The organism is Pyruvatibacter sp. HU-CL02332 (assembly GCF_040362765.1).
In the GTDB taxonomy this organism is placed as follows: domain Bacteria; phylum Pseudomonadota; class Alphaproteobacteria; order CGMCC-115125; family CGMCC-115125; genus Pyruvatibacter.
In genome coordinates, this window is record NZ_BAABWK010000001.1 from 1,758,710 (window position 1) to 1,782,827 (window position 24,118).

A 24,118-nucleotide genomic window follows, 5' to 3' on the forward strand; every position below is an offset into this window, starting at 1 on the left:
GCGATGAAGCTCATGATTGCCGTGGGCAGTGCCCTGGTTGCGGTGCTGCTGATGGCGGCACCCGCCAATGCGGCACTGGAGTTCTGCAATCGCTCAAGCTACCTGCTTGATGCCGCCTCAGCCCATGAGGTTGATGAAGGGTATCTCGTCCAGGGTTGGTTCAAGCTCAATCCGGGCGAATGCAAAACTGTAGTGGCGGAAAATCTGGGGGAGGGAGAGTACTATGCTTTTGCCCGTACCCGGCCTGCCCATGGTGCCAGCAGGCGGCTGACATCCGGTGACCGGATGTTGTGCATCGACACGACGGACTTCAGCTTCGTCAGTGCCAATGGCTGCACCGATCGCGGTCTCCAGAAAGTGGAATTCGCGCGCATAACGACGGACGGCCGCAAGGACTGGACGGCCACGTTTTCTGAAAGTGGCAACTACGACAACAAGCGCGCCCGCATCGCGGGCACGCAGCGCCTGCTGCGCGAGCTTGGATATGAACCTGGGTCTGTTGATGGTTTCTCTGGTGGTCGTACCACACGCGCCATCAAGGACTTTCAGAAGGCCAATGGTCTGAAGAGCGATGGCGCTGTTACGCCCAAGCTGTTTGCAGCGCTCGAAGCCGCAGGCGAACAGCGCCAGCGCCGCTCGGGTTTTCATTTCTGCAATGACACGCAGCTGCTTGTCTGGGCAGCCATAGGCTACCGCCAGTCTGACGAGTGGCGGTCTTCAGGGTGGATACGCGTGCCCGCCGGCAACTGTGCGCCCGCCATGACAAGCGCATTGGATGAGCCGATCTACTATGCCTATGCGGAAGCTGTCACGGATGGCGGTGATGTGGCCACACGCAATGATGTGCCCATGGTGTGGGGTGGCGACAGATCATTCTGCACAAAGCCAACACGTTTCTTCATTCGCGGACGTACCAATTGTGCGGCGCGCGGATATGATGAAGTGCCATTTCAGGAAGTAGATGTGTCGGGTCAGGAAACCCACACAATGCGCTTGCGATAGGGCACTTGCGTTAGGGTGCCTGCGTCAGGGCCTTTGTGCGTAGGCGTTTAGGCGGCCAGCCCAAAGTAATCGAGCAGGCGAACCATCTCTTCTTCAGTCAGTGGAAACTCGCTGCCGCCGCGTGCAGGGAGCAATTCCGATGACTTCAGGTGCATGACATGTGTCTGAATAAGGACGGATACCCGCATCGACAGACGTGCGCGCCACACAAGAGCGGTAATCGCCTTGCCGTTGCGAGACGTCAGAATCCGTTGCACTTCGGGTGCCTTGAGGCCGGACAGCATGCTGAGGGCATACGTCACCTGCTCCGTGTACCCGGCTTCAGCAGCGTCTGAAATGAACCCGCCATCAAGGCGGCCCTGCTCACGCGCATTCTGAACAATCTTCAGCGCACTGGCTGCTGTGTCTGGCACCGGCGTTTCATCCAGTCGATCATGGAGCCGCCCGGACAAGAGCCGCCGCGTGTCGTCATCGAGGCCCAGTCTGTCCGCCATCCCGTAAAGGAGGTCGCGGCCAACAAACTGCGCAATGCGCCTCACAGCGCGTATGGAGAGGTCCGGCCGCATGGAGATCGGTCCATGCCACTGAGAAACCTCTTCGGCATTCTTCACGATCTCTTCCATCGTGCTGGCGCGAATTTGCGCGCTGGTATTTGCCAGAAGAGTAGCGACAGCAGGAATATCCAGCGAGGCCACCACTTCGTCGGATACGTCCGCGCTCAACGCTTCACGTCCCGCGATGGCCTCAATGACGCCTGTCACTTGTGTCGTTGCAATCAGCTCAATGAGATCAGCGTCACTCAGCAACGGTGAATATCGCAGAATTGGTCCGCATACAGATATTTCAGTATCGCGCGCCAGAGCCTGAACCACGTTTTGCGGCGCAAAGGTGGAGTTCTTTATTTCTTCAGCCAGAATTTCCCGGACGCGGGGTTCCTGGTCGCGCGCCAGCTTCTCAATCAACTCAATGGTTTGCTCACGCAACGCGTCCGTTTCGCGCTGGGACAGGTCAGGCAGGAGGCGGGCAATCTTGCCCGTCAGTTCCTCACGCACCGACCTGTCTTCATCATCGGCCAGTGCGACATTGGCCTGATGTGGTGTCGCCGGGTTGGCAGCTACAAGCGCCCGCGTTGGCGTGTCATCGTCGCCGGCGAGGTAGTAGAGCATTTCCGGCTCAAGGTCAGTCCGTGAGGCAAGCGTGCGGCGGGCATCAGTGTTTTGAGATTCAAGGAGCGAACGCGCTTCTTCATAGGCCAGCGCCTCGCGTGAGGCCTTGTCCTGCCCTGCCAGCTTTTGAATGAATTTCAGCATCACGTGTCCCAGGCCGCAAAATGCACTCTAAGCCCCCAAGTTCGTCGGGGTTTCATGGGGCAAAGTCTAAAGGCACGCACCTAATGGGAAATTAACCGCCTTTTGAGGAGGGCGAACGCGATGGAAATGGCAGGTATCCGCCCATTGCAGTTGCCAATCAGGGGGCATCGGCCCACATTCCGATCCATGACAGACAGCCTGGAAAATGCCGCACGCAAGCCTATCCGGCATCCACAGTTCGACCATGTGGATACATGGATATTCGACCTCGACAACACGCTTTACCCTGCTCACTGCAACCTGTTTGCACAGATTGATGAGCGCATGGGGTCGTTCATTGCCAATGAACTGGATGTTGACCGCGTCGAGGCACGCCGTATTCAAAAGAAGTTCTATGTGGAGCACGGGACAACACTGGCTGGCCTGATGTCTGAGCACGGGATGGCGCCGGGACCCTTCCTCGACTACGTGCACGATATTGACCTGGCAGTTGTGGACCCAAGCGAGGCGCTGGACGCAGCCTTGGCGCGTCTGCCGGGCAAGCGCTTCATTTTTACCAATGGCTCCCACAGGCACGCGGAGAATGTGGCGGGAAAACTGGGCGTGCTGGACCGCTTTGACGGGATAATTGATATCGCGGCCTGCAATTTCGTCCCCAAACCGCACCCGGACGCGTTCACCCATTTTCTGGGCCATTCCCGTGCAGATGCAGGGCGGGCTGCGATGTTTGAGGACATTGCCCGCAATCTGGAGGTGCCGCACCAGTTGGGCATGCGCACGGTCTGGATTCAGACCCATGAGGACTGGGCCACTGAAAAAGCCCACCACGGCAAGGATGGCGAGCACGTCCACCATGTGACCGATGATCTGGTGGGTTTCCTCGATACGCTCTAGGAGTGGGCCGAGGCGTCGATAGCGGCTATTTGCCAGAGCTAATCTTGTTGACTGGTGGGGGGCTAAGGCTATCGTGCGCCTCAAATCGTCAATCGATCAGATTTCAACCCGACTTCCAGACCGACAAGAGACAAAAATGAGCTTTGCTGACCTCGCCGCCACCATTGAAACCGCGTTCGACAATCGCGACAGCGTGTCCACCTCCACCACGGGTGAGGTTCGCGATGCGGTGGACACAGCCCTTGGCGCGCTGGATTCCGGTGAGGTGCGCGTCGCGGAAAAAGACGGCGACACCTGGAAGGTCAACCAATGGGCCAAGAAGGCCGTTCTTCTGTCATTCCGGCTGAACGACATGGCGCCGATTGAAGGCGGTCCGGGCGACAACACAACATGGTGGGACAAGGTGCCCAGCAAGTTTGAAGGCTGGGGTGACAATCAGTGGCGCTCAGCCGGCTTCCGCGCTGTCCCCAACTGCATCGTTCGCCGCTCTGCGTACATCGCGCCGGGCGTGGTTCTCATGCCGTCCTTCGTCAACCTTGGCGCTTACGTGGACAGCGGCGCCATGGTGGACACATGGGCGACGGTTGGCTCCTGCGCCCAGATCGGCAAGGACGTGCACATTTCAGGTGGTGCCGGTATTGGCGGTGTGCTTGAGCCGTTGCAGGCAAACCCTGTTGTCATCGAAGACAATTGCTTCATCGGTGCGCGGTCGGAAGTAGCTGAAGGTGTCATCGTGCGCGAAGGCTCGGTCCTGTCCATGGGCGTCTTCCTTGGTCAGTCCACCAAGATCATTGACCGCGCGACCGGTGAAATCTTCATGGGCGAGGTTCCCGCTTATTCCGTGGTCGTCCCCGGCTCACTGCCCGGCAAGCCGCTGCCAGACGGGACACCTGGCCCGAGCCTGTACTGTGCCGTCATCGTCAAGCGTGTTGATGCCCAGACCCGCTCCAAGACCTCAATCAACGAATTGCTGCGAGACTAAGTGACAGACACCTCCACCAGTATTGACCCCGTTGCCTTTGCCGCTGAGCTGATCCGCTGCCCAAGCGTGACACCCGCAGAAGGTGGCGCGCTTGATCTGTTGGAAACGCGTCTGGCAGCGCTGGGCTTCACCTGTCACCGGCTGCCGTTCGAGGAACCCGGTGAAGACCGTGTGGACAATCTCTACGCGCGCATCGGAACAACAGCACCCCACCTTTGCTTTGCCGGACACACCGACGTAGTGCCCACAGGCAATACGCGCGACTGGCAGGTGGGACCGTTCGAAGGCAAAATCGAAGACGGCGTGCTGTGGGGCCGTGGCGCCTCCGACATGAAGGGCTCCATTGCCTCTTTCGCTGCTGCTGCGGCAGACCATATCGCAGCCAACGGCACCGACGCCGGGTCCATCAGTTTTTTGATTACCGGCGACGAGGAAGGTCCGGCGGTCAACGGCACCATCAAGATGCTGGAGTGGCTGGAGCGGCACAACGAACAGATTGATCACTGCATTGTGGGTGAGCCTAGCAACCCCCATGAGCTGGGCGAGATGATTAAGATTGGTCGCCGTGGCAGCGTCAATATGGTCATCACGGCTCAGGGCAAGCAGGGCCATGTAGCCTATCCCCATCTGGCGGACAATCCAGTGCCCCCTCTTGTGGCGGCACTGGCGGCTCTCGACGCGCTTGTGCTTGATCAGGGGACGGAGCATTTTCAGCCGTCCAATCTTGAGATCACGACTGTTGATGTCGCCAACGAAGCAACCAACGTCATTCCCGCCACAGCACGCGCCCGCATCAACATCCGGTTCAACGACACGCATACGGGTGCAAGCCTGATTGAGCTTGTTGAAAAGACCGTCGCCAACATTGCCGCAGCACGTAGCGCAACCATCTCAGTGTCCGCAAAGATTTCCGGTGAGAGCTTCGTCACGCAGCCAGGGCAATTTGTGGAGCTGGTGGCAAAGTCAGTAGAGACGGTCGTCGGCCGGAGGCCGGAGCTGTCCACCACCGGCGGCACATCTGATGCCCGGTTCATCAAGAACCACTGTCCCGTGCTGGAATTCGGCCTCGTGGGCGAGACAATGCACAAGGTGGACGAGCGCGTGTCCGTGCAGGACGTTGAAATGCTGGCGTCGGTCTATGCAACTGTCATAGAGGGCTATTTCGCCAAAGCATCGGACTTTGCCGCTGAGCGGCAAGGGCGGCAATAATTATGCCGAGCCTCTCTGAAGCGCTCCGCGCCATTGAAGGCTCTGTTGCCATTGCCAGGCGTGATCCTGACGCAAGCCGCTTCTTTGACCTGTCAGCGGATGCCTTCTGGCGATCCTTTGCGGTGGTCATTTTTCTGGTGCCGCTCTACTTCATCGTGTCGGCTGCGGAAACCCGCATGCTGTTCGAGATGCGTGACCAGATCACTGGCACGCCACCGGGCTACTGGGATCTGTTGATCTCCAACCTGACAACGCTGGGGATCGAGTGGTTTGCCTATCCGATAGCCATCCTCTTCATCGCCCCGCTCTTTAGCGTCGGGCAGCGCGTGTCGCCCTACATCATCGTCTACAACTGGTCCTCACTGATGATCTCGCTGGTGATGCTGCCCAACTTCGTGCTGTACCTGATTGGTGTTTTTCCGATTGCAATGGCGGTGCTGGTAAACTTTGGTCTCGTGCTTGCGGTCGTCTGGTACCGCTTCCTGCTCGCCCGTGAAGTTCTTGGTGCCCCCATAGGAACCGCTATTGGATTTGTTGCGCTTGATGTGGTTCTGAGCTTGTTCATCAGTTCTGCCATTGAGTACGCGATCATCGGGCCGCTTTAGCCATGAGTGATCCAAGACCCATTGGCGTTTTTGACAGTGGTGTCGGTGGCATCACGGTGCTGAAAGCGATCCACGATCTCCTGCCGAACGAAGATCTCGTCTATCTCGGCGATACGGCGCGCCTCCCCTACGGGACCAAGAGTGCAGACACGGTAGTGCGATATGCCACGCAGGCTGCAGATGCCCTGATCGCCCGTGACATCAAGCTCCTCGTCATTGCATGCAACACGGCAAGTGCTGTGGGCACCCCATTGCTGGCTGAAAAGTTTGCTCCAGTTCCGGTCATCGGAGTGGTTGAACCCGGTGCGGAGGCTGCCATCGCAGCAAGCCAATCCGGTCGCATCGCAATCATCGCCACCGAGGGAACCGTGCGCGGCGAGGCATATCCCAAAGCCATTCATGAGCGCGCACCCAACGCGCAGGTAACGCAGGCATCCGCCACAGTGTTTGTGGCCCTTGCCGAAGAAGGTTGGACGTCATCAGCGGCAACCAGCGAGGCTGCCCGCACCTATCTTCAGCCCTTGTTCGCCGATGACACCCGTCCTGACACACTGGTTCTTGGGTGCACGCATTTTCCGGTTCTGGCGGACGCGATCCGCAAGGAATTGCCGCAAGGCGTGGCGGTGGTGGATTCCGCGACCACAACAGCTCAGGCAGTGGCCCAGGCATTGGGCGGCATTGCAGCGTCAAAGGATCAAAAGGGCGCGGTGCGGTTTCTGGCAACAGATGGTGCCGAGCGGTTTGCGCGCGTAGGCCGAATTTTCTTTGGCAGTGAAATTGACGAGCGGGCTGTCGAGATCATCGATCTTTGACACTCAGCTGTAGTCAACCCGCATCAAATAGAGCCCGTCCGGCGGCGCCACCGGCCCGCATTTCGAACGGTCCCGTGCTTCAAGCGCCGCCCGCACATCATCCACGCTCATTTTGCCTTCGCCGACGGATTTCAGCGTACCGGCAAAAGACCTGATCTGGTTGTGCAGGAAGGAGCGTGCGCGCGCGGTTATGACAATCGCCTCACCCTCGCGCCGCACATCCAGCGCATCCAGCGTCTTGACCGGCGAGGCAGCCTGACACTGGGCCGCACGGAAGGTCGTAAAGTCATGCTTCCCGACCAATATCTGCGCGGCTTCGTCCATAAGCCGTGCATCCAGCGGCACGGGCACCTGCCATGCCCGTTGCCGATCAACCGTCAGCGGCGCACGCCGGTTTGTGATGCGATACAGATAGTGCCGTTTGATCGCTGAAAAACGCGCGTCGAACTCTCCGCTGACCGCTTCGGCCTCAAGGATGGAAATAGGCTGAGGCTTGAGATGGAAGTTGATCGCGTCTCGCACAGTGTCTGCATCTGTTTCGCGTTCAATGTCGATATGGGCGACCTGCCCCAGAGCATGGACGCCGGTATCTGTCCGGCCAGCACCGGCGACGGTCACACGCTCTCCGCAAAAGCCCGCAATGGCATCGGCAATGGCGTCCTGCACACCGCGCCCATTGTCCTGCTTCTGCCAGCCGACAAAGGGCGTGCCGTCGTATTCAATGGTGAGCTTGTAGCGCTGCGTCACGACAGGACCGTTCCGGCGGGCACCGCAAAGCCGCGCAAAAATTCGTCCGCTTGCTGAACGCCTTTGCCTGCACGCTGTACCTGATGAAGTCTCAGGGCACCATCGCCGCACGCAATAGTCAGGGCATCGTCAAGGGCCGTGCCCGCCTTGCCGGAGTGGGGCACTGGCTCAGCGCGCAACACTTTTACCCGCTGCGTCTTGCCGTCTTTCTCCATTTCGCACCAGGCGCCGGGGAAGGGCGCGAGGCCACGAATATGGCAGTCCAGTTCCTGCGCAGACTGTGTCCAGTCAATGCGGGCCTCGGCCTTGTCGATTTTCGCTGCGTACGTCACGCCGTCATCGGGCTGTGGGGTGGATTCGAGCGAATCGCGTTCAAGGGCGGCTAGCGCCCGCACCATTAGACCTGCACCAATGAGCGACAGCCGATCGTGCAGTTCGCCCGCCGTTTCCGTTGGGCCAATCTGTGTGCGCTCGGCCAGCAGCACAGGACCCGTATCAAGTCCTGCTTCCATCTGCATGATGGCAACGCCGGTTTCCTTGTCCCCCGCCATGATGGCCCGTTGTATCGGGGCGGCCCCGCGCCAGCGCGGCAACAGCGAAGCATGGATGTTCAGGCACCCAAGTCGGGGCGCATCCAGAATGGCCTGCGGCAGGATCAACCCATAGGCGGCCACAATCGCCACATCCAGATCAAGATCACGGAATGCCTGATGCTCTTCCGGGCTCTTCAGTTTTTCAGGTGTGCGGACCTCAATGCCTTGTGCTGCCGCAAAGGCATGCACAGGCGTTGGCGTCTGGGTCATGCCACGGCCGGATTTGCGCGGAGGCTGCGAATACACCGCGACAACGTCATGTCCGGCTGCAATCAACTCCGACAGTGCAGGAACAGAAAAGTCCGGCGTACCCATAAAGGCGATGCGCAGCGTCATGCCGGTCTCCGGTCTTCTTTGTTAGTGTGACAACTAGGCGGTGGCGGCGAGTTTTTTCGCCTTTTGCAGCTTCTTCAGCATCATGGAGCGTTTCATGCGCGACAGATGGTCAATGAAGAGAATGCCTTCCAGATGATCCATTTCATGCTGGATGCAGGTCGCAAGCAGGCCGTCGCAGTCAATTTCGCGCAATTCGTTCTGATAGTCCAAATAGCGCAGGCGACATGTGGCCGGCCGCTCTACCTCTTCGTAAAGCTCGGGCACTGACAGGCAGCCTTCTTCGTAGGGCGCAGTCTCATCGGCCTTCTCGATGATTTCCGGGTTGGCGAAATACATGGGCTCCGCGGGGGCATCATCGCGCGAGATATCAATCACGATCACGCGCTTGGGCACACCAATCTGAATGGCGGCAAGGCCAATGCCCGGCGCGTCATACATGGTGTCCAGCATGTCATCCATCAGCGCGCGGATCTCATCATCCACCTTTTCGACGGGTTCAGAGATCTGCTTGAGGAGCGGATCGGGAGCGGTAATGATCTTGCGTATGGCCATAACCGGTCAGATAAGCGAGCAGACATGCCGCGTCAACTTGCCAGTGATGGGTATACTGTCGGCCACAAGCGTCGATTCTCTCAGGTTTTCTAGGGTTTTTGCCCATGGATATGGTTTTTGTCATCGCAGCCGCTGTTCTGGCCGCCCTTGCAGGGGCAGGCATTGCGGCATTTGTGATGCGAAAACCCGTGGATACCTCCGCTCAGGAGCGGGCAGACAGGGCGGCAGAAGCCCAGGAAAAGGCTCTGGCGAGCCTGATGGATGCCCAATCTCAGCTGTCTGGTCGGTTGGCGGCCATGTCGGACGCTCAGGCCAAGCGCGAAGCTGAACTTTCCCGGACCCTGAATGAGCGTCTGGACCATGTGTCCAAGCGCCTGGGCGACGGCCTTGAGGACAACACCAAGAAAACCGGTGAAACCCTGACGCAATTGCACACCCGCTTGGCGCTCATTGATGAAGCCCAAAAGAAGCTCGGAGAGCTGTCCGGCCAGATGGTCGGTTTGCAGGATATTCTGGCCAACAAGCAGGCCCGTGGCGCCTTTGGTGAAATTCAGCTCCAGGATCTGGTGACCGCCGCGTTGCCACCATCCGCTTATGCCTTTCAGGAAACCCTGTCGAACAGGGCACGGGCAGACTGCGTTATCAAGCTGCCAAACCCGCCGGGCTCGATTGCTGTCGATTCGAAATTCCCTCTGGAATCCTACCGGGCACTGGTGGACGCCAAGACCGAGGACGAAAGCACCAAGGCCAAACGCTTTTTCCGCGACAGCATGCTCAAGCACGTGAACGATATCTCGTCCAAATACATCATTCCGGGCGAAACAGCGGATTCGGCTCTGATGTTCCTGCCGTCTGAAGCAGTCTATGCGGAGTTACACGCGAATTTCCCAGCGACTGTTGAAGCAAGCTTCAAGGCAAAAGTCTGGATCGTGTCGCCCACCACTTTGATGGCAACGCTCAATACGGTGCGCGCTATTCTGAAGGACGCACAGATGCGCGAGCAGGCGCATTTGATTCAGGCAGAAGTCGAAAAGATGCTGACGGATGTGATGCGCCTTGATGACAGGGTCTCCAAGCTGTCGCGCCACTTTGGGCAGACGCAGGAAGACATTCGCCAGATCGGCGTTTCTACAGATAAGATCACGAAGCGTGGGGAGCGCATCGTCGGTCTGGAGATTGGCGAAGAAGAAACGGGTTCACTCGTGCCGCCGGAAGGGCAGCGCGATCTTTTAGCGGGGGAATAAGACATGGAGACCTTGGCAACACTTGTTGGCGATGTGAATTCAATCGTCTGGGGCGTGCCGATGCTTGTGCTGATTGCAGCAACAGGCGTTTTTCTGATGGCAGGCCTGTTGTTCATGCCACTTCGGAAATTGTTTCATGCGTTCGGCTTGCTCATGTCGCCGCAGCGGCTGGGTGAGGGTGACATTCCTCCCCACAAGGCGCTGGCAACGGCGCTGGCGGCAACAGTGGGCACCGGTAACATTGCCGGCGTTGCTACCGCTATCTTCCTCGGCGGTCCCGGCGCACTCTTCTACATGTGGGTCATTGCCCTCATCGGCATGGCAACCAAATATGCTGAAGCCGTCGCTGCGGTGAGCTATCGCGAAGTTGATGGCCGGGGCATGCATGTGGGTGGCCCCATGTACTACTTGCGAGATGGTGTCGGCGCCCGCTTTCCAGCCATCGGCAAAATTCTGGCGTTTGCCTTCGCGCTGTTTGCAGCCATCGCCGCCTTTGGCATTGGCAATGGCGTGCAATCCAACTCGGTTGCCCATGCCCTTGAATCAAGTTTTGGCATTGAGCCTCTTGTCACCGGCCTGGTGATGATGGTGGTTGTCGGTCTGGTTCTCATCGGTGGCATCAAGCGCATCGCTGATGTGGCCGGTGCGCTGGTCCCCATCATGATCCTTCTGTATGTCGGTGCAGCGGCCGTTATTCTGGTCATCAACGCAGCTGAGATCCCCGCTGCATTCGGCCTCATCTTCAAATACGCGTTTGAGCCAGTGGCCGCAGCGGGTGGCTTTGCCGGTGCAGCGGTTGCAGCCGCGATTCGCTTTGGCGTCGCGCGCGGCGTGTTCTCCAACGAAGCAGGTCTTGGGTCAGCAGCCATTGCACATGCCGCAGCAAAGACGGACAGCCCGGTTACTCAGGGGCACGTCGCCATGTTGGGGACTTTCATCGACACAATCATCGTCTGCACCATGACCGGTCTGGTGATCATCACCTCCGGCTTGTGGACATCAGGTGAGACAGGTGCAGCGCTTACCAGCGCGGGCTTTGCATCCGCGTTGCCTTTGGGTGCCGAGATTGTGGCTGTGGCTTTGGCAGTGTTTGCCTTCACCACGGTGTTGGGCTGGAGTTACTACGGCGAACGCAGCGTTCAGTTTCTGCTGGGCGAAAAGGCCATCTGGCCATACCGGCTGGTGTGGATATTGGCCATTCCTGTGGGCGCCCTGTTTGACCTTGGGCTCATCTGGCTCATCGCCGACACGCTGAACGCAATGATGGCCATTCCAAACCTGATCGGCCTCCTGATCCTTGGTCCCATGATCTTTGCAAAGACCAAAGAGTACTGGGACAAGCGATAGGACCAGTCATTTAGATCGCATGGAATGTGAGTAAGAAGCGGGCGGGCAACATGGGTTGCTCGCCCGTTTTATTCTGCCTCGCTGGCAGCCCAAGTCGGCAGGCCGTCAATGCTCTTTGCGTTCTTCTTGGCGCGATAGGCACGCATGTCGTCTGGCGACCTGTCTTGGGCCCACTTGGTAAGTGTGTCCCGCTCACTCTCATAAGCAAAATGTGGAACGCCATAGCCACATGACGTTTGCACCAGATCAAACTGCAGACGGACGATCTGCCGGGCACCTGCAGGCTCGCGACCATCGAAGTATTTTGTCTTGAGGGCCGCATAGTCTGCGTGCGTATAGGGGATCACATCCCCTTTGCCATAGAGCCGCAGGATCATGGGCGCCGCATCAAACGAACACATCATGATTGTCATCCGCCCGTCAGCAGGCAGGTGCGCAGCCGTTTCATTGCCGCTGCCGGTCTGGTCCAGATAAAGGGCGGTGTTGTCGTCAATCGCGCGAAACCACTCGGTACTGCGCGGTGACACGTTGATGCGCGTACCTTCAGCGGCCGTCGCTGTGAAGAAGATATGCTGCGCGGCAATGACCTTGTGCAGCCGTTCGTCGAGCTTGTCATATTGCTGCGCCATCTTGGTGCTCCTAGATTTGCTGTCCTAGATGAACATGGTGTCTTAGAAAGGTCGCCGCGCCTTCATGGCTGCGGCCAGTGTGCCGTCATCGAGATAGTCCAGCTCGCCGCCAACAGGCACGCCATGGGCAACCTGGCTGACATTCGCGCCAGAGCCTTCCAACTGGTCCATGATGTAATGAGCGGTGGCCTGCCCATCAACGGTGGCGTTGACCGCAAGCACCACTTCCTTGATGTCGCCGCCCATGGTGCGGTTCACAAGGCCCGCGATATTGAGATCGTCCGGCCCCACACCATCAAGGGCGGACAGCGTGCCGCCAAGCACGTGATACTGGCCTGAGTTTGCTCCCGCGCGTTCAAGCGCCCACAAATCTGCAACATGCTCCACAACGCAGATCACGCTGGCATCGCGTCGTGTGTCGACGCAGATCGAACACGGGTCCTGCGTATCAAGATTGCCGCAGGTCGTGCATGTCAGCACATGGTCTGCAGCTTCGCTGATCGCATCCGCCAAGGGCCGCATCAGCGTTTCTTTTTTGGAGAGCAGCTGCAGTGCGGCACGGCGTGCAGATCGAGGGCCCAGCCCCGGCAATCGCGCCAGGAGCTGAATCAGCTGCTCAATTTCAGTTCCTGCTGAGTGCCCTGCCATGCTTCGACAAAGGCCTTAAAGAGAAAAGCCCGGTGGCAATGGCATGCCACCCGTGACTGATTTCATCTCTTCCTGCAATTTGTCATCCAGCCGTGCCTTGGCATCAGCGTGGGCAGCAACCAGCAGATCTTCGAGAATTTCCACTTCGTCGGCAACCATCAGGCTTGGGTCGACCTTGACGCCTTTGAGTTCGCCCTTGCCCCGAAGCGTCACGGTCACAAGGCCTGCGCCTGACGTGCCTTCTACTTCAAGAGCAGCCACGCGCTCCTGCATCTCGCCCATGCGGGCCTGAATTTCCTGGGCCTGCTTCATCAGACCTGTGAGGTTCTTCATCAGATAAAATCCTCTGTATTCGGCGCATCGTCATCCATGACATCGTCACGCTCGACGGGTGCGGGCGTATTGGCCGCTTCAGCGGCGGCATCCGCTCCAAGGTCTCGGACCTCAACGATTTCAGCGCCGGGAAAGGCCTCCAGGGCAGCCTTCACAAGCGGCTCCTGCCGGATGGCCTGCATCTGGGCTTCGCGGGCGTTCTTTTTGGTTTCGCCGATTGTGGGCTGAACGGGCTCGGCGTCGCGCTTGGCCTGTGTCACAAACCAGCGTTCATTCGTCCATGAGGAGAGTTTGCGTGACAGCTCCTGAATGATGTCGCCGCTGCCGCGCAGAACGGCAAGTTCAATGCGCCCCGGGGCGAAGTTAACGAGCTGAACATCGTGCTCAAGCGCGTTTTGCAGCATCACGTCGCGCTTTTGCTCTGCCATCGCGACGACGTCTTCAAACCGCTGCATTTGAATGGCGGGGGCGCTGTCCACCGCAGGCGCTGCCTGCGCCATGGTTGGGCCCGACTGTGGTGCCGACGGAACCGACCGAACCGGCCCGGAAGATGCCCCTGCCGACATGGCTGCTGAACTGCCGCCACCACTTGCAGGCGCACCTGCTGGCGGCGCAGTGCCTGTAGCCGGCGCTGGTGTGTTCTGCAACTTCTTGATGAGTTCTTCCGGCGTTGGAAGGTCCGCTGCATAGGCAAGGCGGACCAGCACCATTTCAGCCGCTGCAAGAGGCCAGGGTGCCCGTTCGACTTCGCCAAGACCCTTGAGGAGCATCTGCCAGGTGCGCGCCAATGATTTGACGGAAAGCTTGGCAACCATCTCAAGGCCGCGCGTGCGATCCATGTCGGACACTGTCTTGTCGTCAGCGGCCTTCTCGACCAGCTTCAGGCGCGTAAGCCAATGGGTGAGCTCGGCCATGTCTGAAATGACAACAGCCGGGTCTGCACCATCGTGGTACTGCGCTGCGAGCTCAGTCAGTGCGGTGGCCACATCGCCCTTCATCACATGCTCAAACAGGTCAAAGACGCGGCCACGGTCAGCCAGGCCAAGCATGGCCCTTACGCCGTCCGCAGAAATCGTTTCGCCCTGTGTGCCGTGCGCAATGGCCTGATCCAGCAGCGACAGCCCGTCACGCACGGAGCCTTCCGCCGCGCGACCGATGAGCGCCAGAGCGCCCTCGTCGACCGTCACGCCTTCCTTGCTGGCGATGTTTGCCAGATGCGCGCTCATGGCATCTGTATCAAGCCGCCGCAGATCAAACCGCTGACAGCGAGACAGCACCGTCACGGGCACCTTGCGAATTTCTGTCGTCGCAAAAATGAACTTCACATGCGCAGGCGGTTCCTCGAGCGTCTTCAACAGCCCGTTGAAGGCAGCGTTCGACAGCATGTGGACTTCGTCGATGATGTAGACTTTGTAGCGTGCCGACGTCGGCGCGTAGCGGACGCTTTCAATGATCTCGCGGATGTCGCCGATGCCGGTACGTGAGGCAGCGTCCATCTCCATCACGTCCTGATGGCGCGAATCCATGATCTCCTGGCAGTTGATGCCAAGCTTGGGCATGTCGATGGTAGGACCATCAATGCCGTCACCGTCATAGTTGAGCGCACGCGCAAGAATGCGGGCGGTGGTGGTTTTGCCGATGCCGCGAACACCGGTGAGAATAAAGGCATGGGCAATACGGTTGGTCGCAAAGGCATTGCCCAGCGTCCGAACCATTGCTTCCTGACCGACGAGATCGTCAAAGGTCTGGGGGCGGTATTTGCGGGCCAGCACCTGATATTCAGCAGGCTTGGCTGGCTCTGTCGCCTCACCGCCCATGAGATCAAATCCCGCGTCATCTGCCGTCATGCCCAGATTGGGGGCATCTTCTTCAAGAGCACCTGAATCTGTGTCGCCAGGCCCTGTGTCAGATGGAGCCGTCATGAGATCGCGCGGTACTCCGGCATATCGGCGGTGAGATGAAGGTGGGAGGCTGGACAAACGACCCAGGTCGAATTCGTTACGGCTGCTTCCTTCCGGATCTGACCGGGTTGGCGAGTGGACCTGTCCGCCGCCAACCTCCCGAAGGCACTATATCAGATTGAGGGGCCCATTAGGCAAGCCACCGGGTGCGAATTGGCGCGCAAACCACCTTTCAAATTGGAAAGTTTGCCCGCAATTCCCAGCCGTGGCAGGTTTCCGCCCGAAACAGACGCATTCAATCCAAGAAGAGGCCGAAAATGGCGCTTGAACCCAATCCAAACATATTTGCCAACAACCCACTCGACCGTGTCAGCGACAAGCGGAACGACGAAGAGTGGCTGAAAGGCAAGATGGAGGACCCGGAAAGCCGGTATGTGCCTTTCTATAAATTGATGCCTTTCGTGTTGCCCGAAGCAGCACCCAGCGAAGGTAAGGACATTGCCTGGATGCCACCTGAGATGGTGAAGCCGCTGATGAACCCGGCATCCACAACTGTGCTTTTGGGCATCAACAAGCGCGGCCGGGCCCTCTTCGCCACGGATGTGACCTTCGGAGAAAACCCCGAGAACGGTCCCCTCAAGGGCATGGGTGAATTTGAGGACCTGCGCGGCCTCGCCATGAAAGGTGAAATCACATCCGGTGAGCTGGCCATCATGGCGCAGGGCAAAAGTATGATCGACTGGCACCTGCGCCACGGCTACTGCTCCGCCTGTGGTCACCCCAGCCGCATGGCCGAAGCGGGCTACAAGCGCGTCTGCCCGGAATGCGGTGCCGAGCATTTTCCGCGCACAGACCCCGTTGCCATCATGCTCGCCACCCGCGGCGACATGGCATTGCTGGGTCGTCAGCCCATGTTCCCCAAGGGAATGTTCTCATCACTCGCAGGCTTCATCGAGCCCGGCGAGTCGATTGAAGAGGCGGTGGCCCGTGAGATGATGGAAGAAGCAGGCGTTGCCGTACACAATGTGCGCTACCACTCAACGCAGCCCTGGCCATATCCCTCACAGCTGATGATCGGCTGTCATTGCGAAGCTGAGACCGAAGAAATCACGGTCGATGGCATCGAACTTGATGAAGCCCGCTGGTTCTCTCGCGATGATTTGCGGGCCGTGCTTGCAGGTGAAGACAAAGGCTTCTGGGTGCCGCCACCTTTCGCCATTGCGCATCAGCTCATCAAGAGCTGGGTCGCTGAAGGCTAGTTGCCGGCAATTTCGGCGCGATACTCGCTCGCCGGATAAATGCCCAGAATCTTGAGCTCGCTGCAGAAGAACTGCAGCTCTTCCAGTGCCAGCCTGACATTGCGGCGATCGGGGTGTCCTTCAATGTCCGCGTAAAACTGCGTGGCGTTGAAGGAGCCGGCAACCTGATAGCTTTCCAGCTTCGTCATGTTGACGCCGTTGGTCGCAAAGCCGCCCATGGCCTTGTAGAGCGCGGCGGGAACGTTCCGTACACGGAAAATGAAGCTGGTGATCACCGGCTCTTCTTCCGGTGTAGCATCGTCAGGTTCAGCTGCCATGATGACAAAGCGCGTGGTGTTGTGGTCCGCGTCTTCCATGTCCGTCTTGAGAATATCAAGACCATAAATGTCAGCGGCTTCCGGCGTGGCCAGCGCGGCATGGGTGACGTCGCCAAGCTCTGCGACTTCGCGTGCAGAGCCTGCAGTATCGGCAGCCACCTGACCAAGAATACCAAGTGAGTTCATGGTCTTGCGGCACTGCCCCAGTGCCATCACGTGGCTTTGGGCGGTCTTGATGTTTTCAAGCTTCGCCCCCTTGGGCGCCATCAACGCGAAGCGTATCCGCAGGAAGTGCTCGCCGATGATGTAGAGGCCGGACTCCGGCATCAGGTGATGAATGTCCGCAACGCGCCCGGCAAGTGAGTTCTCGATCGGGATCATGCCCAGCCGGGCTTCACCGTCACTGATGGCCGCGAACGCTTCTTCAAAGGTCGCGCAAGCCCGTGGTGTCATGCCCGGATACACTTCCTGGCAGGCAATTTGTGAGTTGGCTCCCGGTTCGCCCTGATAGACGATGGTGTTTTCAGCGCTCATGACTTGTTCTCGTTGTTGAAGTAGGCCCGGACCCGCTCAAGATCCTCCGGGCTGTCCACGCCGATGCGGGTGCCCTGGGGAACGATTGCAGCATCCATACGCATACCATGTTCAAGGGCGCGCAGCTGTTCCAGCTTCTCGCGGATTTCCAGCGGCGATGGTGCAAGCGCGACGAAGCGCTTCAAGGCATCGCGCCGGAACGCATAAATGCCCACATGGTGATACAGCGGACCATCGCCAGTCGGGGCTGTGGCGCGTGTGAAGTACAGCGCCCGGGCGATAGGTGTGTCCGGGTCTGGAAAGCTCGGTACCAGTTTGACGACATTCGGATTGTCGCGCTCATGCTCATCAATGATGACGGACGAGAGCGTCGCGATGTCCACGGCCGGATCGCTCAGGGGCGTCAACACGGCAGTAAGAATGTCCGCATCAAACACCGGCTGATCGCCTTGCAGGTTGACCACCACATTGAATTTTTGGTCCGGGTCCAGTGTTTCGGCAGCTGCCCAGCACCGGTCTGTGCCCGATGGCAGGTCCGGGTCGGTCATGACCGCGTCGCCGCCGGCAGCCTTCACGGCGTCCACAATTTCCTGATCTCCGGCTGCCACCAGAACCTGTGCCCCTTCGCGCTTGGCGGCCCAGTCGCGTGCAATCTCCCAGACGCGCACGATCATCGGCTTGCCCGCGATGTCAGCCAGCGGCTTTCCGGGCAGTCGGGCCGCAGCCATCCGGGCCGGGATCACCAGGAGGGGGCGCAGTGACGTAGATGTGGAGGTCATGGACTCGGCAACATTCTGGAATGGAAGTCAGGGCAGCAGACGGCAGAATAGGGGCGTTCACGCACCATGGAAGCACCTAATGCGACGCTTCGCCGCGCTTTTGGGAGCGCGAATGGCCAAATGTGCGCATCTGACCCGTATTTCCGGCGCTTATACGTCTTGCCCGGCAAAACCGGAAGCGGGTAGTCTGCGGCTCTCCGCGCGGGACGTGTACATTTCTCGCAATGCGGCTCTGATTCCCGCCTGAGCGTCATGCGCCTCATACGTCACACAAGATAAACACCGGACACGCAGCATCATGGACAGTTTTGAATTCAACAAGGTTGCAGGCGCCGTTCTGGCATCGCTCCTGATACTGCTGGGCGTTGGCATGTTCCTGGTCCCATCGCTTTATGCGCCAACCGAGCCTGAACAAAAGGCATTCATTGTCGAAGGCGTTGAGGAAGAAGGCGCGGCCGGCGCTGGCGCTGCAGAAGCACCCGTCGAGCAGCCGATTGAAGCACTGATTGCCGTTGCAACGGCGGATCGCGGCGAGCGCGTGGCGCGCCGCTGCGTTGCCTGTCACAGCTTTGATGATGGCGGCGACAACAAGATCGGCCCAAATCTCTGGAACGTCATGGGCGGCAAGAAGGCCCATCTGGACAACTTCAACTATTCAGCCGCCATGGCCAGTTCGCCGGGCGAGTGGACTTGGGACTCAATGAATGCATTCCTGAAGAAGCCAAGCGACTATATCCCTGGCACCATCATGTCCTTTGCGGGTCTCAACAAGCCTGAGGATCGTGCTGCCATCATGGTCTATCTCGCAGCCCAGGCTCCAACACCGTTTGCCAAGCCGGCGGTGCCAGAAGCAGCGCCCGTTGAAGAAGCAGCTGCCGAAGAAGGCGCACCAGCAGCCGGAGAAGCTGCTCCTGTTGAAGAAGCAGCCCCCGCAGCATCCTCCGGTGGCGGCGATGAGCCAGAGCGCAACGGTCGCCCCAACACCGAAACAGCTCAGTAGCTGAGCGGTCAGGCAACATTAACTGCCTGTAACAACACCGAAATTTGAAGAGGCGGATCCTTTGTCGAGGGTCCGCCTCTCGCATATCTGGCGCAGTTTCGTCACAATGTGTGTGTCGACTGACTTATTCGTCCAACAATTCGGGTTCAAAGACATGCTCACATGGCCCCTCGCTGCAAAACAGGCCATCACAAACCTCTCGCTGACAGCCCTGCTGCTGGCGGTTCCCGGTGTCGCGCTGGCTCAGGAAACGATTACGACAAATGGCCTGTCGCTGATTGGCGAACCCAAATATGCGGATGATTACACCCATTTTGACTATGTGAATCCGGATGCGCCCAAAGGCGGGCGACTCCGGCAGGCGGCCTTTGGCACGTTTGACAGCCTCAACCCTTTTGTCATCAAGGGGAAACCCGGTGCCGTGACCGCCATCTATGACCAGTTGATGGCTGACTCCATGGATGAGCCAAGTGCTGAATATGGCCTGCTCGCCAAGTCTGTGACGTATCCGGATGATTTCAGCTGGGTTGAGTTTGAGCTGCACGAGACGGCGCGCTGGCATGATGGTGAGCCATTGACGTCGAGCGACGTGATTTTCAGCCTCAACTCACTGACGGCAAACCACCCTCACTTTGCGTCCTACTACAAGAATGTGAGTAAGGCTGAAGCGTTGGGTGACCATCGCGTCCGCTTTGAGTTTGACGAGAAAGGCAACCGCGAACTGCCACTCATCATGGGTCAGCTCTACGTATTGCCGGAGCACTATTGGGATGGCTCGGACGGCCGCGATATTTCGTCATCCACATTGACCCCGCCGGTTGGCTCAGGGCCCTACAAGATTGCAGACGTCGATCCCGGTCGCCGGATTGTCCTGGAAAGAGTTGCCGACTATTGGGGCAAGGATCTGCCCGTTAATCGCGGCAAGCACAATTTTGATCGCCTCGTCATTGAGTACTACCTCGACGAAACAGCCATGGTCGAAGCCTTCAAAGGGGATCGTTATGATTTCCGTTTGGAGAACAGCGCCAAGCGATGGGCGACGGAATATGACTTCCCCGCTGTAACCGATGGCCGCGTGGTCCTGCAGACCTTCAAGACCAATCAAGCCTCGCCCATGCAGGCCTTCATCTTCAATCTGCGCCGCGAGAAATTCAGCGATCCGCGCGTGCGGCAGGCCTTCAATCTCGCTTTCGATTTTGAGTGGATGAACAAGAACATCTTCTTTGGTCAGTACGCGCGTACAGATTCATTCTTTGAAGGATCGGAGCTTGAAGCAACAGGCCTGCCTAGCGCCAAGGAACTTGAGATCCTCGAGCCCCTGCGCGGCCAGATACCGGACGAGGTCTTTACCGCTGACTACGAAAACCCGGTCAATGGAGACACAGGGGCCGTGCGTGCCAATCTGCGCAAGGCAACGGCCCTGTTGCAGGAAGCCGGATGGTCCATTCAGGACGGCGCACTGACCAACAATGAATCCGGCGAGAAGATGGAGCTGGAATTCCTGCTTCGCTCTCCGACATTTGAGCGCGTGGTGCTACCCTATAAGCAAAGCCTGAAGCGTCTCGGCATCGAGGCCAGCCTTCGCGTTGTGGATACAGCGCAGTATCAGGCACGCATTGAAGAGTTTGATTTCGACATGGCGGTGGACGGTTTCGCCCAGTCCCTGTCTCCCGGCAATGAACAACGTGACTTCTGGGGCTCTGCCAGCGCCGATAGGGATGGCAGTCGCAACACGATTGGCATCAAGGACCCGGCCATCGACAAGCTGATTGATGCCATCATCTTTGCGCCGGATCGCGAAACACTGGTGGCGGCAACCCGCGCCCTCGACCGCGTGCTCCTGTGGAACCACTTCGTGGTGCCGCAATGGTGGAGTTCTTTGCGCACAGCCCGATGGGACCGTTTCGGGTTGCCTGAAACGCTTCCAGCTTTTGCTCCTGCGGGCGGCTTCCCCGATGTGTGGTGGCACGAGGAAGGCTTTGCCGCCAAGCAAGCTGAAGACACATCAGCCAGCGAGGCATCCGAATGAACCTGCGCGCGTGTCTGCTGACCGCCGCTGTCAGTATTGGTTTTGTGTTGCCGTCAGCTGCTGAAGATCTCGCGCCCAATGGCGGCGAGTGGCGCCACGGCATTTCGATTTTTGGTGACCTGAAATACCCGGCGACCTTTGAGCATTTCGACTATGCGGACCCCGACGCGCCCAAGGGCGGCGAGTTGCGGTTGTCCCCTTCAGAGGCCTATCTCAATCAGGGATTTCTGACCTACGACACGCTCAATGTCTTCGTTTTGAAGGGGTCTGGCGCGCACGGCATGCGGCTTAACTTCGATACGTTGATGACGCGGGCGTGGGACGAGCCGGACGCCATGTACGGCCTTGTGGCCGAAGCAGCAGCAATCGCACCCGACAAAATGTCTGTGGCTTTCCGCCTGCGCGACAATGTCACTTTTCACGACGGCACCGCTCTCACGGCTGAGGACGTGGCATTCACCTTTGACTTGCTGAAGGCTCAAGGCCACCCGCATGTAACAACCGCTATTCGGGATGTTGCTGCAGCCAAGGTATTGGATGACCGCACTGTCCTCTACACATTTGAAGGCGAGTTGGTGCGCGATCTGCCTTTTACGGTCGCGGATCTGCCGGTCTTCTCCAAAGCTTACTATTCAGCCAACGAGTTTGATGCCTCTACCCTGGAGCCTCCCTTGGGCACGGGCCCCTATCAGGTCTCTGACGTCAAGCAGGGGCGTACGATTACCCATAGTCTGAACCCTGACTATTGGGGCAAGGATCTCGCGGTCAACAAAGGGCGTTTCAACTTTGGCTCGATCCGGTTCGAGTATTTTCGTGATCGCACAGCCGGCTTCGAGGCATTCAAATCCGGAGAGTACGAATTCCGGGAAGAATTCACCTCGCGCTTCTGGGCCACAAAGTATGACTTCCCGGCGGTCACAGATGGCCGTGTCGTGACGCTTACCACTCCGGATGATCGTCCCTCGGGAACGCAGGGCTGGTTCGTCAACACCCGCCGCCCGCATCTGTCTGATCCGGTTGTGCGTCAGGCCCTCAGCCATGCGTTTGACTTCGAGTGGACCAATCGCCAGCACTTTCATGATCTCTACAAACGGACGCAAAGCTATTTCGAAAATTCAGAGATGAAGGCAACCGGCACACCCGACGCAGCCGAGCTGGCGCTACTTGAACCCTTCCGCGGCCAGGTACCTGACAGTGTCTTTGACGAAGTCTACGTGCCGCCTGTCTCAAACGCGTCAGGGCAGGACCGCCGTCAGTTGAAGATCGCCCGCGACCTGTTGGCGGAGGCTGGCTGGGACGTGCGCGAGGGCGTTCTCAAGAACGCGTCTGACGAGCCGTTCACACTCGAGTTCCTGAGCGACACGCCGACCTTCGAGCGCGTTCTGCAGCCCTTCATCAAGAATCTGGCCCTGTTGGGGATCGACGCCAAGATCCGTCTGGTCGACGCGGCGCAGTTTGAAGAGCGGCTCAAGGATTTTGATTTCGACATCATCACCCGCCGCTTCTCCATGCGCGAAACACCTGGCGTCGAGCTGCGTGCTTTCATGGGGTCAGAGGCAGCTGCACAGGAGGGCAGCCGCAATCTGGCCGGTATCTCCAATCCGGCCATTGATGCGTTGATCGACAAGGTAACCGAAGCAACGTCCCGAGAGGACCTGGTGACCGCCGCCCGTGCCCTGGACCGTGTGCTGCGGGCCGGACACTACTGGATTCCCCAGTGGTACAAGGCGGAGCACAATCTGGCCGTGTGGGACAAGTTTGCCCAACCCGAGATCAAGCCGAAATATCATCGGGGCGTCATTCGCCTGTGGTGGGTCGATACTGAAAAGGAAGCTGCCCTTAACCAGTAGGGAATATGTTTCAGACCATCACTGATTCGGGCACACTGCGATTCGCCCGCACTGACCTCTCAACCGTCTTCACCGACCTGGATTTCAAAACCCCGCCCGATGGCTGCCTATATCATCAGACGACTGCTGCTCATGGTGCCGACCATTCTCGGCATCCTGCTTGTGGCCTTTGCCATCGTTCAGTTCGCACCCGGCGGGCCGATCGAGCGCATCATTGCCCAACTTCAGGGCAATGACGTTTCAGCAACGGCCCGTATTGGTGGATCTCCCGGGGGTGACCTGGGGGCCGGTGCCCAGTCGGCCGGCGGTGATGCGGGCGCCACAGCCAAATATCGCGGTGCTCAAGGGTTGGACCCGGAATTCATCGCCGATCTTGAGCGCCAGTTCGGTTTCGATAAGCCCGTACACGTACGATTTGCAAACATGGTCTGGGACTATGTGCGCTTTGACTTTGGCGAGAGCTATTTCAGGGACGTCAAAGTCCTCGACCTGATTGCCGAAAAGCTGCCCGTCTCCATCTCGCTTGGCCTGTGGACCATGTTCATAGCCTATGGCGTGTCCATCCCCTTGGGGGTCGCAAAGGCCGTGCGCGATGGCACGCCATTTGATGTATGGACATCTGCGGTAATCATTGTCGGCTACGCGATACCCGGCTTCCTGCTTGCTGTGCTGCTGATCGTGGTATTCGCCGGTGGCAGCTATTTCGACCTGTTTCCACTAAGAGGGCTCACATCGGACAATTTCGATGAGCTCTCCCTGTTTGGAAAAGTTACCGACTATCTCTGGCACATCATTCTGCCGGTCACGTCCATGGTCTTGGCTGGCTTTGCGACGACGACGCTACTGACCAAGAACTCCTTCCTGGATGAAATCAAGAAACACTATGTGGTGACGGCCCGCGCCAAGGGACTGGCTGAAAAGCAGGTGCTCTACGGTCATGTCTTCCGCAACGCCATGCTCATCGTGATTGCGGGCTTCCCCGGGGCCTTCATTGGCGCGTTCTTCACCGGCTCCTTGTTGATCGAGACTGTATTTTCATTGGATGGTTTGGGCCTGCTGGGTTTTGAATCCATCGTCAATCGCGACTATGCGGTGGTGTTCGCCACGCTCTACATCTTCGGCCTCATCGGCCTGCTGGTGAGCCTGTTGTCTGACATCACCTACACGCTGGTTGATCCGCGCATTGATTTTGAGGCGCGGTAATAC

23 protein-coding genes and 1 other RNA gene are annotated in these 24,118 nt (G+C 58.6%); 13 read left to right on the forward strand and 11 right to left on the reverse strand.

Translation table 11 applies throughout. The features are described from left to right. Positions 1 to 3: 3 nt before the first annotated feature. Entirely contained in the window at positions 4 to 1,002 is a 999-nt protein-coding gene (locus ABXH05_RS08315) for a DUF1036 domain-containing protein (RefSeq protein ID WP_353560605.1), read from the forward strand. 47 nt (positions 1,003 to 1,049) lie between these two features. Here the strand turns inward: ABXH05_RS08315 and ABXH05_RS08320 are convergent, their stop codons facing one another. Then, entirely contained in the window at positions 1,050 to 2,312 is a 1,263-nt protein-coding gene (locus ABXH05_RS08320) for a DUF2336 domain-containing protein (protein WP_353560606.1), read from the reverse strand. 186 nt (positions 2,313 to 2,498) lie between these two features. Between ABXH05_RS08320 and ABXH05_RS08325 the strand changes: the two genes are divergently transcribed. The 5 genes from ABXH05_RS08325 to murI all read left to right on the forward strand — a co-directional run bounded on the left by ABXH05_RS08325 (position 2,499) and on the right by murI (position 6,814). Then, positions 2,499 to 3,206 (forward strand): pyrimidine 5'-nucleotidase, encoded by a 708-nt coding sequence (locus ABXH05_RS08325; RefSeq protein ID WP_353560607.1) that lies wholly within the window; start codon positions 2,499 to 2,501, stop codon positions 3,204 to 3,206. 136 nt (positions 3,207 to 3,342) lie between these two features. Beyond that, positions 3,343 to 4,188 (forward strand): 2,3,4,5-tetrahydropyridine-2,6-dicarboxylate N-succinyltransferase, encoded by an 846-nt coding sequence (dapD, locus tag ABXH05_RS08330; protein WP_353560608.1) that lies wholly within the window; start codon positions 3,343 to 3,345, stop codon positions 4,186 to 4,188. Further along, entirely contained in the window at positions 4,189 to 5,397 is a 1,209-nt protein-coding gene (dapE, locus tag ABXH05_RS08335) for a succinyl-diaminopimelate desuccinylase (protein ID WP_353560609.1), read from the forward strand. A gap of 2 nt (positions 5,398 to 5,399) precedes the next feature. Beyond that, positions 5,400 to 6,002: a hypothetical protein gene (locus tag ABXH05_RS08340; protein ID WP_353560610.1), complete on the forward strand. Its 603-nt coding sequence runs from the start codon at positions 5,400 to 5,402 to the stop codon at positions 6,000 to 6,002. 2 nt (positions 6,003 to 6,004) lie between these two features. Then, positions 6,005 to 6,814 (forward strand): glutamate racemase, encoded by an 810-nt coding sequence (murI, locus tag ABXH05_RS08345; RefSeq protein ID WP_353560611.1) that lies wholly within the window; start codon positions 6,005 to 6,007, stop codon positions 6,812 to 6,814. A 3-nt stretch (positions 6,815 to 6,817) separates the two neighbouring features. Here murI and truA read toward each other — a convergent pair whose 3' ends face one another. From truA to def, 3 genes are read right to left on the reverse strand one after another with little or no spacing between them, the layout of a single operon-like run. Beyond that, a complete protein-coding gene (truA, locus tag ABXH05_RS08350) occupies positions 6,818 to 7,561 on the reverse strand; it encodes a tRNA pseudouridine(38-40) synthase TruA (protein ID WP_353560612.1) in 744 nt (247 codons plus the stop codon). Further along, complete coding sequence (gene fmt, locus ABXH05_RS08355; protein WP_353560997.1) at positions 7,558 to 8,484, reverse strand: methionyl-tRNA formyltransferase; 927 nt, start codon at positions 8,482 to 8,484, stop codon at positions 7,558 to 7,560. Before fmt ends, truA begins: the two co-directional genes overlap by 4 nt. 39 nt (positions 8,485 to 8,523) lie before the next feature. Then, the gene (gene def, locus ABXH05_RS08360) at positions 8,524 to 9,042 is read right to left on the reverse strand and encodes a peptide deformylase (RefSeq protein WP_353560613.1); all 519 of its coding nucleotides are present in this window, start codon (positions 9,040 to 9,042) and stop codon (positions 8,524 to 8,526) included. Between the two features lie 104 nt (positions 9,043 to 9,146). Between def and ABXH05_RS08365 the strand changes: the two genes are divergently transcribed. Together ABXH05_RS08365 and ABXH05_RS08370 are read left to right on the forward strand one after the other, a co-directional pair. Beyond that, positions 9,147 to 10,286, forward strand: a complete 1,140-nt coding sequence (locus ABXH05_RS08365) for a DNA recombination protein RmuC (RefSeq protein ID WP_353560614.1) — start codon at positions 9,147 to 9,149, stop codon at positions 10,284 to 10,286. 3 nt (positions 10,287 to 10,289) lie between these two features. Continuing rightward, positions 10,290 to 11,633 carry an alanine/glycine:cation symporter family protein gene (locus tag ABXH05_RS08370; protein ID WP_348136722.1) on the forward strand — a complete coding sequence of 448 codons (1,344 nt, stop codon included), beginning with the start codon at positions 10,290 to 10,292 and terminating at the stop codon, positions 11,631 to 11,633. A 68-nt stretch (positions 11,634 to 11,701) separates the two neighbouring features. Here ABXH05_RS08370 and ABXH05_RS08375 read toward each other — a convergent pair whose 3' ends face one another. The 5 genes from ABXH05_RS08375 to ffs form a co-directional block, all read right to left on the reverse strand. Further along, positions 11,702 to 12,262: a pyridoxamine 5'-phosphate oxidase family protein gene (locus ABXH05_RS08375; RefSeq protein WP_353560615.1), complete on the reverse strand. Its 561-nt coding sequence runs from the start codon at positions 12,260 to 12,262 to the stop codon at positions 11,702 to 11,704. Between the two features lie 42 nt (positions 12,263 to 12,304). After that, the gene (gene recR, locus ABXH05_RS08380) at positions 12,305 to 12,910 is read right to left on the reverse strand and encodes a recombination mediator RecR (RefSeq protein ID WP_353560616.1); all 606 of its coding nucleotides are present in this window, start codon (positions 12,908 to 12,910) and stop codon (positions 12,305 to 12,307) included. Positions 12,911 to 12,925: 15 nt separating this feature from the next. After that, positions 12,926 to 13,243, reverse strand: a complete 318-nt coding sequence (locus ABXH05_RS08385; protein WP_348136725.1) for a YbaB/EbfC family nucleoid-associated protein — start codon at positions 13,241 to 13,243, stop codon at positions 12,926 to 12,928. Continuing rightward, positions 13,243 to 15,165 carry a DNA polymerase III subunit gamma/tau gene (locus ABXH05_RS08390; protein WP_353560617.1) on the reverse strand — a complete coding sequence of 641 codons (1,923 nt, stop codon included), beginning with the start codon at positions 15,163 to 15,165 and terminating at the stop codon, positions 13,243 to 13,245. Before ABXH05_RS08390 ends, ABXH05_RS08385 begins: the two co-directional genes overlap by 1 nt. A 41-nt stretch (positions 15,166 to 15,206) precedes the next feature. Then, an RNA gene (gene ffs, locus ABXH05_RS08395) (signal recognition particle sRNA small type) lies at positions 15,207 to 15,304 on the reverse strand. 157 nt (positions 15,305 to 15,461) lie between these two features. On the opposite strand from ffs, the gene nudC reads away from it, so the two are divergent. Then, positions 15,462 to 16,403, forward strand: coding sequence for an NAD(+) diphosphatase (nudC, locus tag ABXH05_RS08400; RefSeq protein WP_348136729.1), 942 nt, complete (start codon positions 15,462 to 15,464; stop codon positions 16,401 to 16,403). Here nudC and ABXH05_RS08405 read toward each other — a convergent pair. Beyond that, the gene (locus ABXH05_RS08405; protein ID WP_348136730.1) at positions 16,400 to 17,254 is read right to left on the reverse strand and encodes a prephenate dehydratase; all 855 of its coding nucleotides are present in this window, start codon (positions 17,252 to 17,254) and stop codon (positions 16,400 to 16,402) included. The two genes, nudC and ABXH05_RS08405, sit on opposite strands and share 4 nt — an antisense overlap. Next, entirely contained in the window at positions 17,251 to 18,033 is a 783-nt protein-coding gene (locus ABXH05_RS08410; protein ID WP_353560618.1) for a 3-deoxy-manno-octulosonate cytidylyltransferase, read from the reverse strand. Before ABXH05_RS08410 ends, ABXH05_RS08405 begins: the two co-directional genes overlap by 4 nt. A 298-nt stretch (positions 18,034 to 18,331) precedes the next feature. On the opposite strand from ABXH05_RS08410, the gene ABXH05_RS08415 reads away from it, so the two are divergent. From ABXH05_RS08415 to ABXH05_RS08430, 4 genes are all read left to right on the forward strand, one after another. Next, positions 18,332 to 19,033 (forward strand): c-type cytochrome, encoded by a 702-nt coding sequence (locus ABXH05_RS08415; protein ID WP_353560619.1) that lies wholly within the window; start codon positions 18,332 to 18,334, stop codon positions 19,031 to 19,033. Positions 19,034 to 19,187: 154 nt separating this feature from the next. Further along, on the forward strand, positions 19,188 to 21,062 hold the full coding sequence (locus ABXH05_RS08420; protein ID WP_353560620.1) for an extracellular solute-binding protein: 1,875 nt from the start codon (positions 19,188 to 19,190) through the stop codon (positions 21,060 to 21,062). Beyond that, positions 21,059 to 22,912, forward strand: coding sequence for an extracellular solute-binding protein (locus tag ABXH05_RS08425; RefSeq protein WP_353560621.1), 1,854 nt, complete (start codon positions 21,059 to 21,061; stop codon positions 22,910 to 22,912). Before ABXH05_RS08420 ends, ABXH05_RS08425 begins: the two co-directional genes overlap by 4 nt. Positions 22,913 to 23,011: 99 nt before the next feature. Continuing rightward, on the forward strand, positions 23,012 to 24,115 hold the full coding sequence (locus tag ABXH05_RS08430; RefSeq protein ID WP_353560622.1) for a microcin C ABC transporter permease YejB: 1,104 nt from the start codon (positions 23,012 to 23,014) through the stop codon (positions 24,113 to 24,115). Positions 24,116 to 24,118: the final 3 nt, after the last annotated feature.

Bases quoted from the DNA above. Each gene is read 5' to 3' on its own strand.
- ABXH05_RS08315 (WP_353560605.1), top strand. From the start codon at position 4: ATGAAGCTCATGATTGCCGTGGGCAGTGCCCTGGTTGCGGTGCTGCTG.
- ABXH05_RS08320 (WP_353560606.1), bottom strand. From the start codon at position 2,312: ATGCTGAAATTCATTCAAAAGCTGGCAGGGCAGGACAAGGCCTCACGC.
- ABXH05_RS08325 (WP_353560607.1), top strand. From the start codon at position 2,499: ATGACAGACAGCCTGGAAAATGCCGCACGCAAGCCTATCCGGCATCCA.
- dapD (WP_353560608.1), top strand. From the start codon at position 3,343: ATGAGCTTTGCTGACCTCGCCGCCACCATTGAAACCGCGTTCGACAAT.
- ABXH05_RS08340 (WP_353560610.1), top strand. From the start codon at position 5,400: ATGCCGAGCCTCTCTGAAGCGCTCCGCGCCATTGAAGGCTCTGTTGCC.
- murI (WP_353560611.1), top strand. From the start codon at position 6,005: ATGAGTGATCCAAGACCCATTGGCGTTTTTGACAGTGGTGTCGGTGGC.
- def (WP_353560613.1), bottom strand. From the start codon at position 9,042: ATGGCCATACGCAAGATCATTACCGCTCCCGATCCGCTCCTCAAGCAG.
- ABXH05_RS08365 (WP_353560614.1), top strand. From the start codon at position 9,147: ATGGATATGGTTTTTGTCATCGCAGCCGCTGTTCTGGCCGCCCTTGCA.
- ABXH05_RS08370 (WP_348136722.1), top strand. From the start codon at position 10,290: ATGGAGACCTTGGCAACACTTGTTGGCGATGTGAATTCAATCGTCTGG.
- ABXH05_RS08375 (WP_353560615.1), bottom strand. From the start codon at position 12,262: ATGGCGCAGCAATATGACAAGCTCGACGAACGGCTGCACAAGGTCATT.
- recR (WP_353560616.1), bottom strand. From the start codon at position 12,910: ATGGCAGGGCACTCAGCAGGAACTGAAATTGAGCAGCTGATTCAGCTC.
- ABXH05_RS08385 (WP_348136725.1), bottom strand. From the start codon at position 13,243: ATGAAGAACCTCACAGGTCTGATGAAGCAGGCCCAGGAAATTCAGGCC.
- ABXH05_RS08390 (WP_353560617.1), bottom strand. From the start codon at position 15,165: ATGACGGCTCCATCTGACACAGGGCCTGGCGACACAGATTCAGGTGCT.
- nudC (WP_348136729.1), top strand. From the start codon at position 15,462: ATGGCGCTTGAACCCAATCCAAACATATTTGCCAACAACCCACTCGAC.
- ABXH05_RS08405 (WP_348136730.1), bottom strand. From the start codon at position 17,254: ATGAGCGCTGAAAACACCATCGTCTATCAGGGCGAACCGGGAGCCAAC.
- ABXH05_RS08410 (WP_353560618.1), bottom strand. From the start codon at position 18,033: ATGACCTCCACATCTACGTCACTGCGCCCCCTCCTGGTGATCCCGGCC.
- ABXH05_RS08415 (WP_353560619.1), top strand. From the start codon at position 18,332: ATGGACAGTTTTGAATTCAACAAGGTTGCAGGCGCCGTTCTGGCATCG.
- ABXH05_RS08420 (WP_353560620.1), top strand. From the start codon at position 19,188: ATGCTCACATGGCCCCTCGCTGCAAAACAGGCCATCACAAACCTCTCG.
- ABXH05_RS08425 (WP_353560621.1), top strand. From the start codon at position 21,059: ATGAACCTGCGCGCGTGTCTGCTGACCGCCGCTGTCAGTATTGGTTTT.
- ABXH05_RS08430 (WP_353560622.1), top strand. From the start codon at position 23,012: ATGGCTGCCTATATCATCAGACGACTGCTGCTCATGGTGCCGACCATT.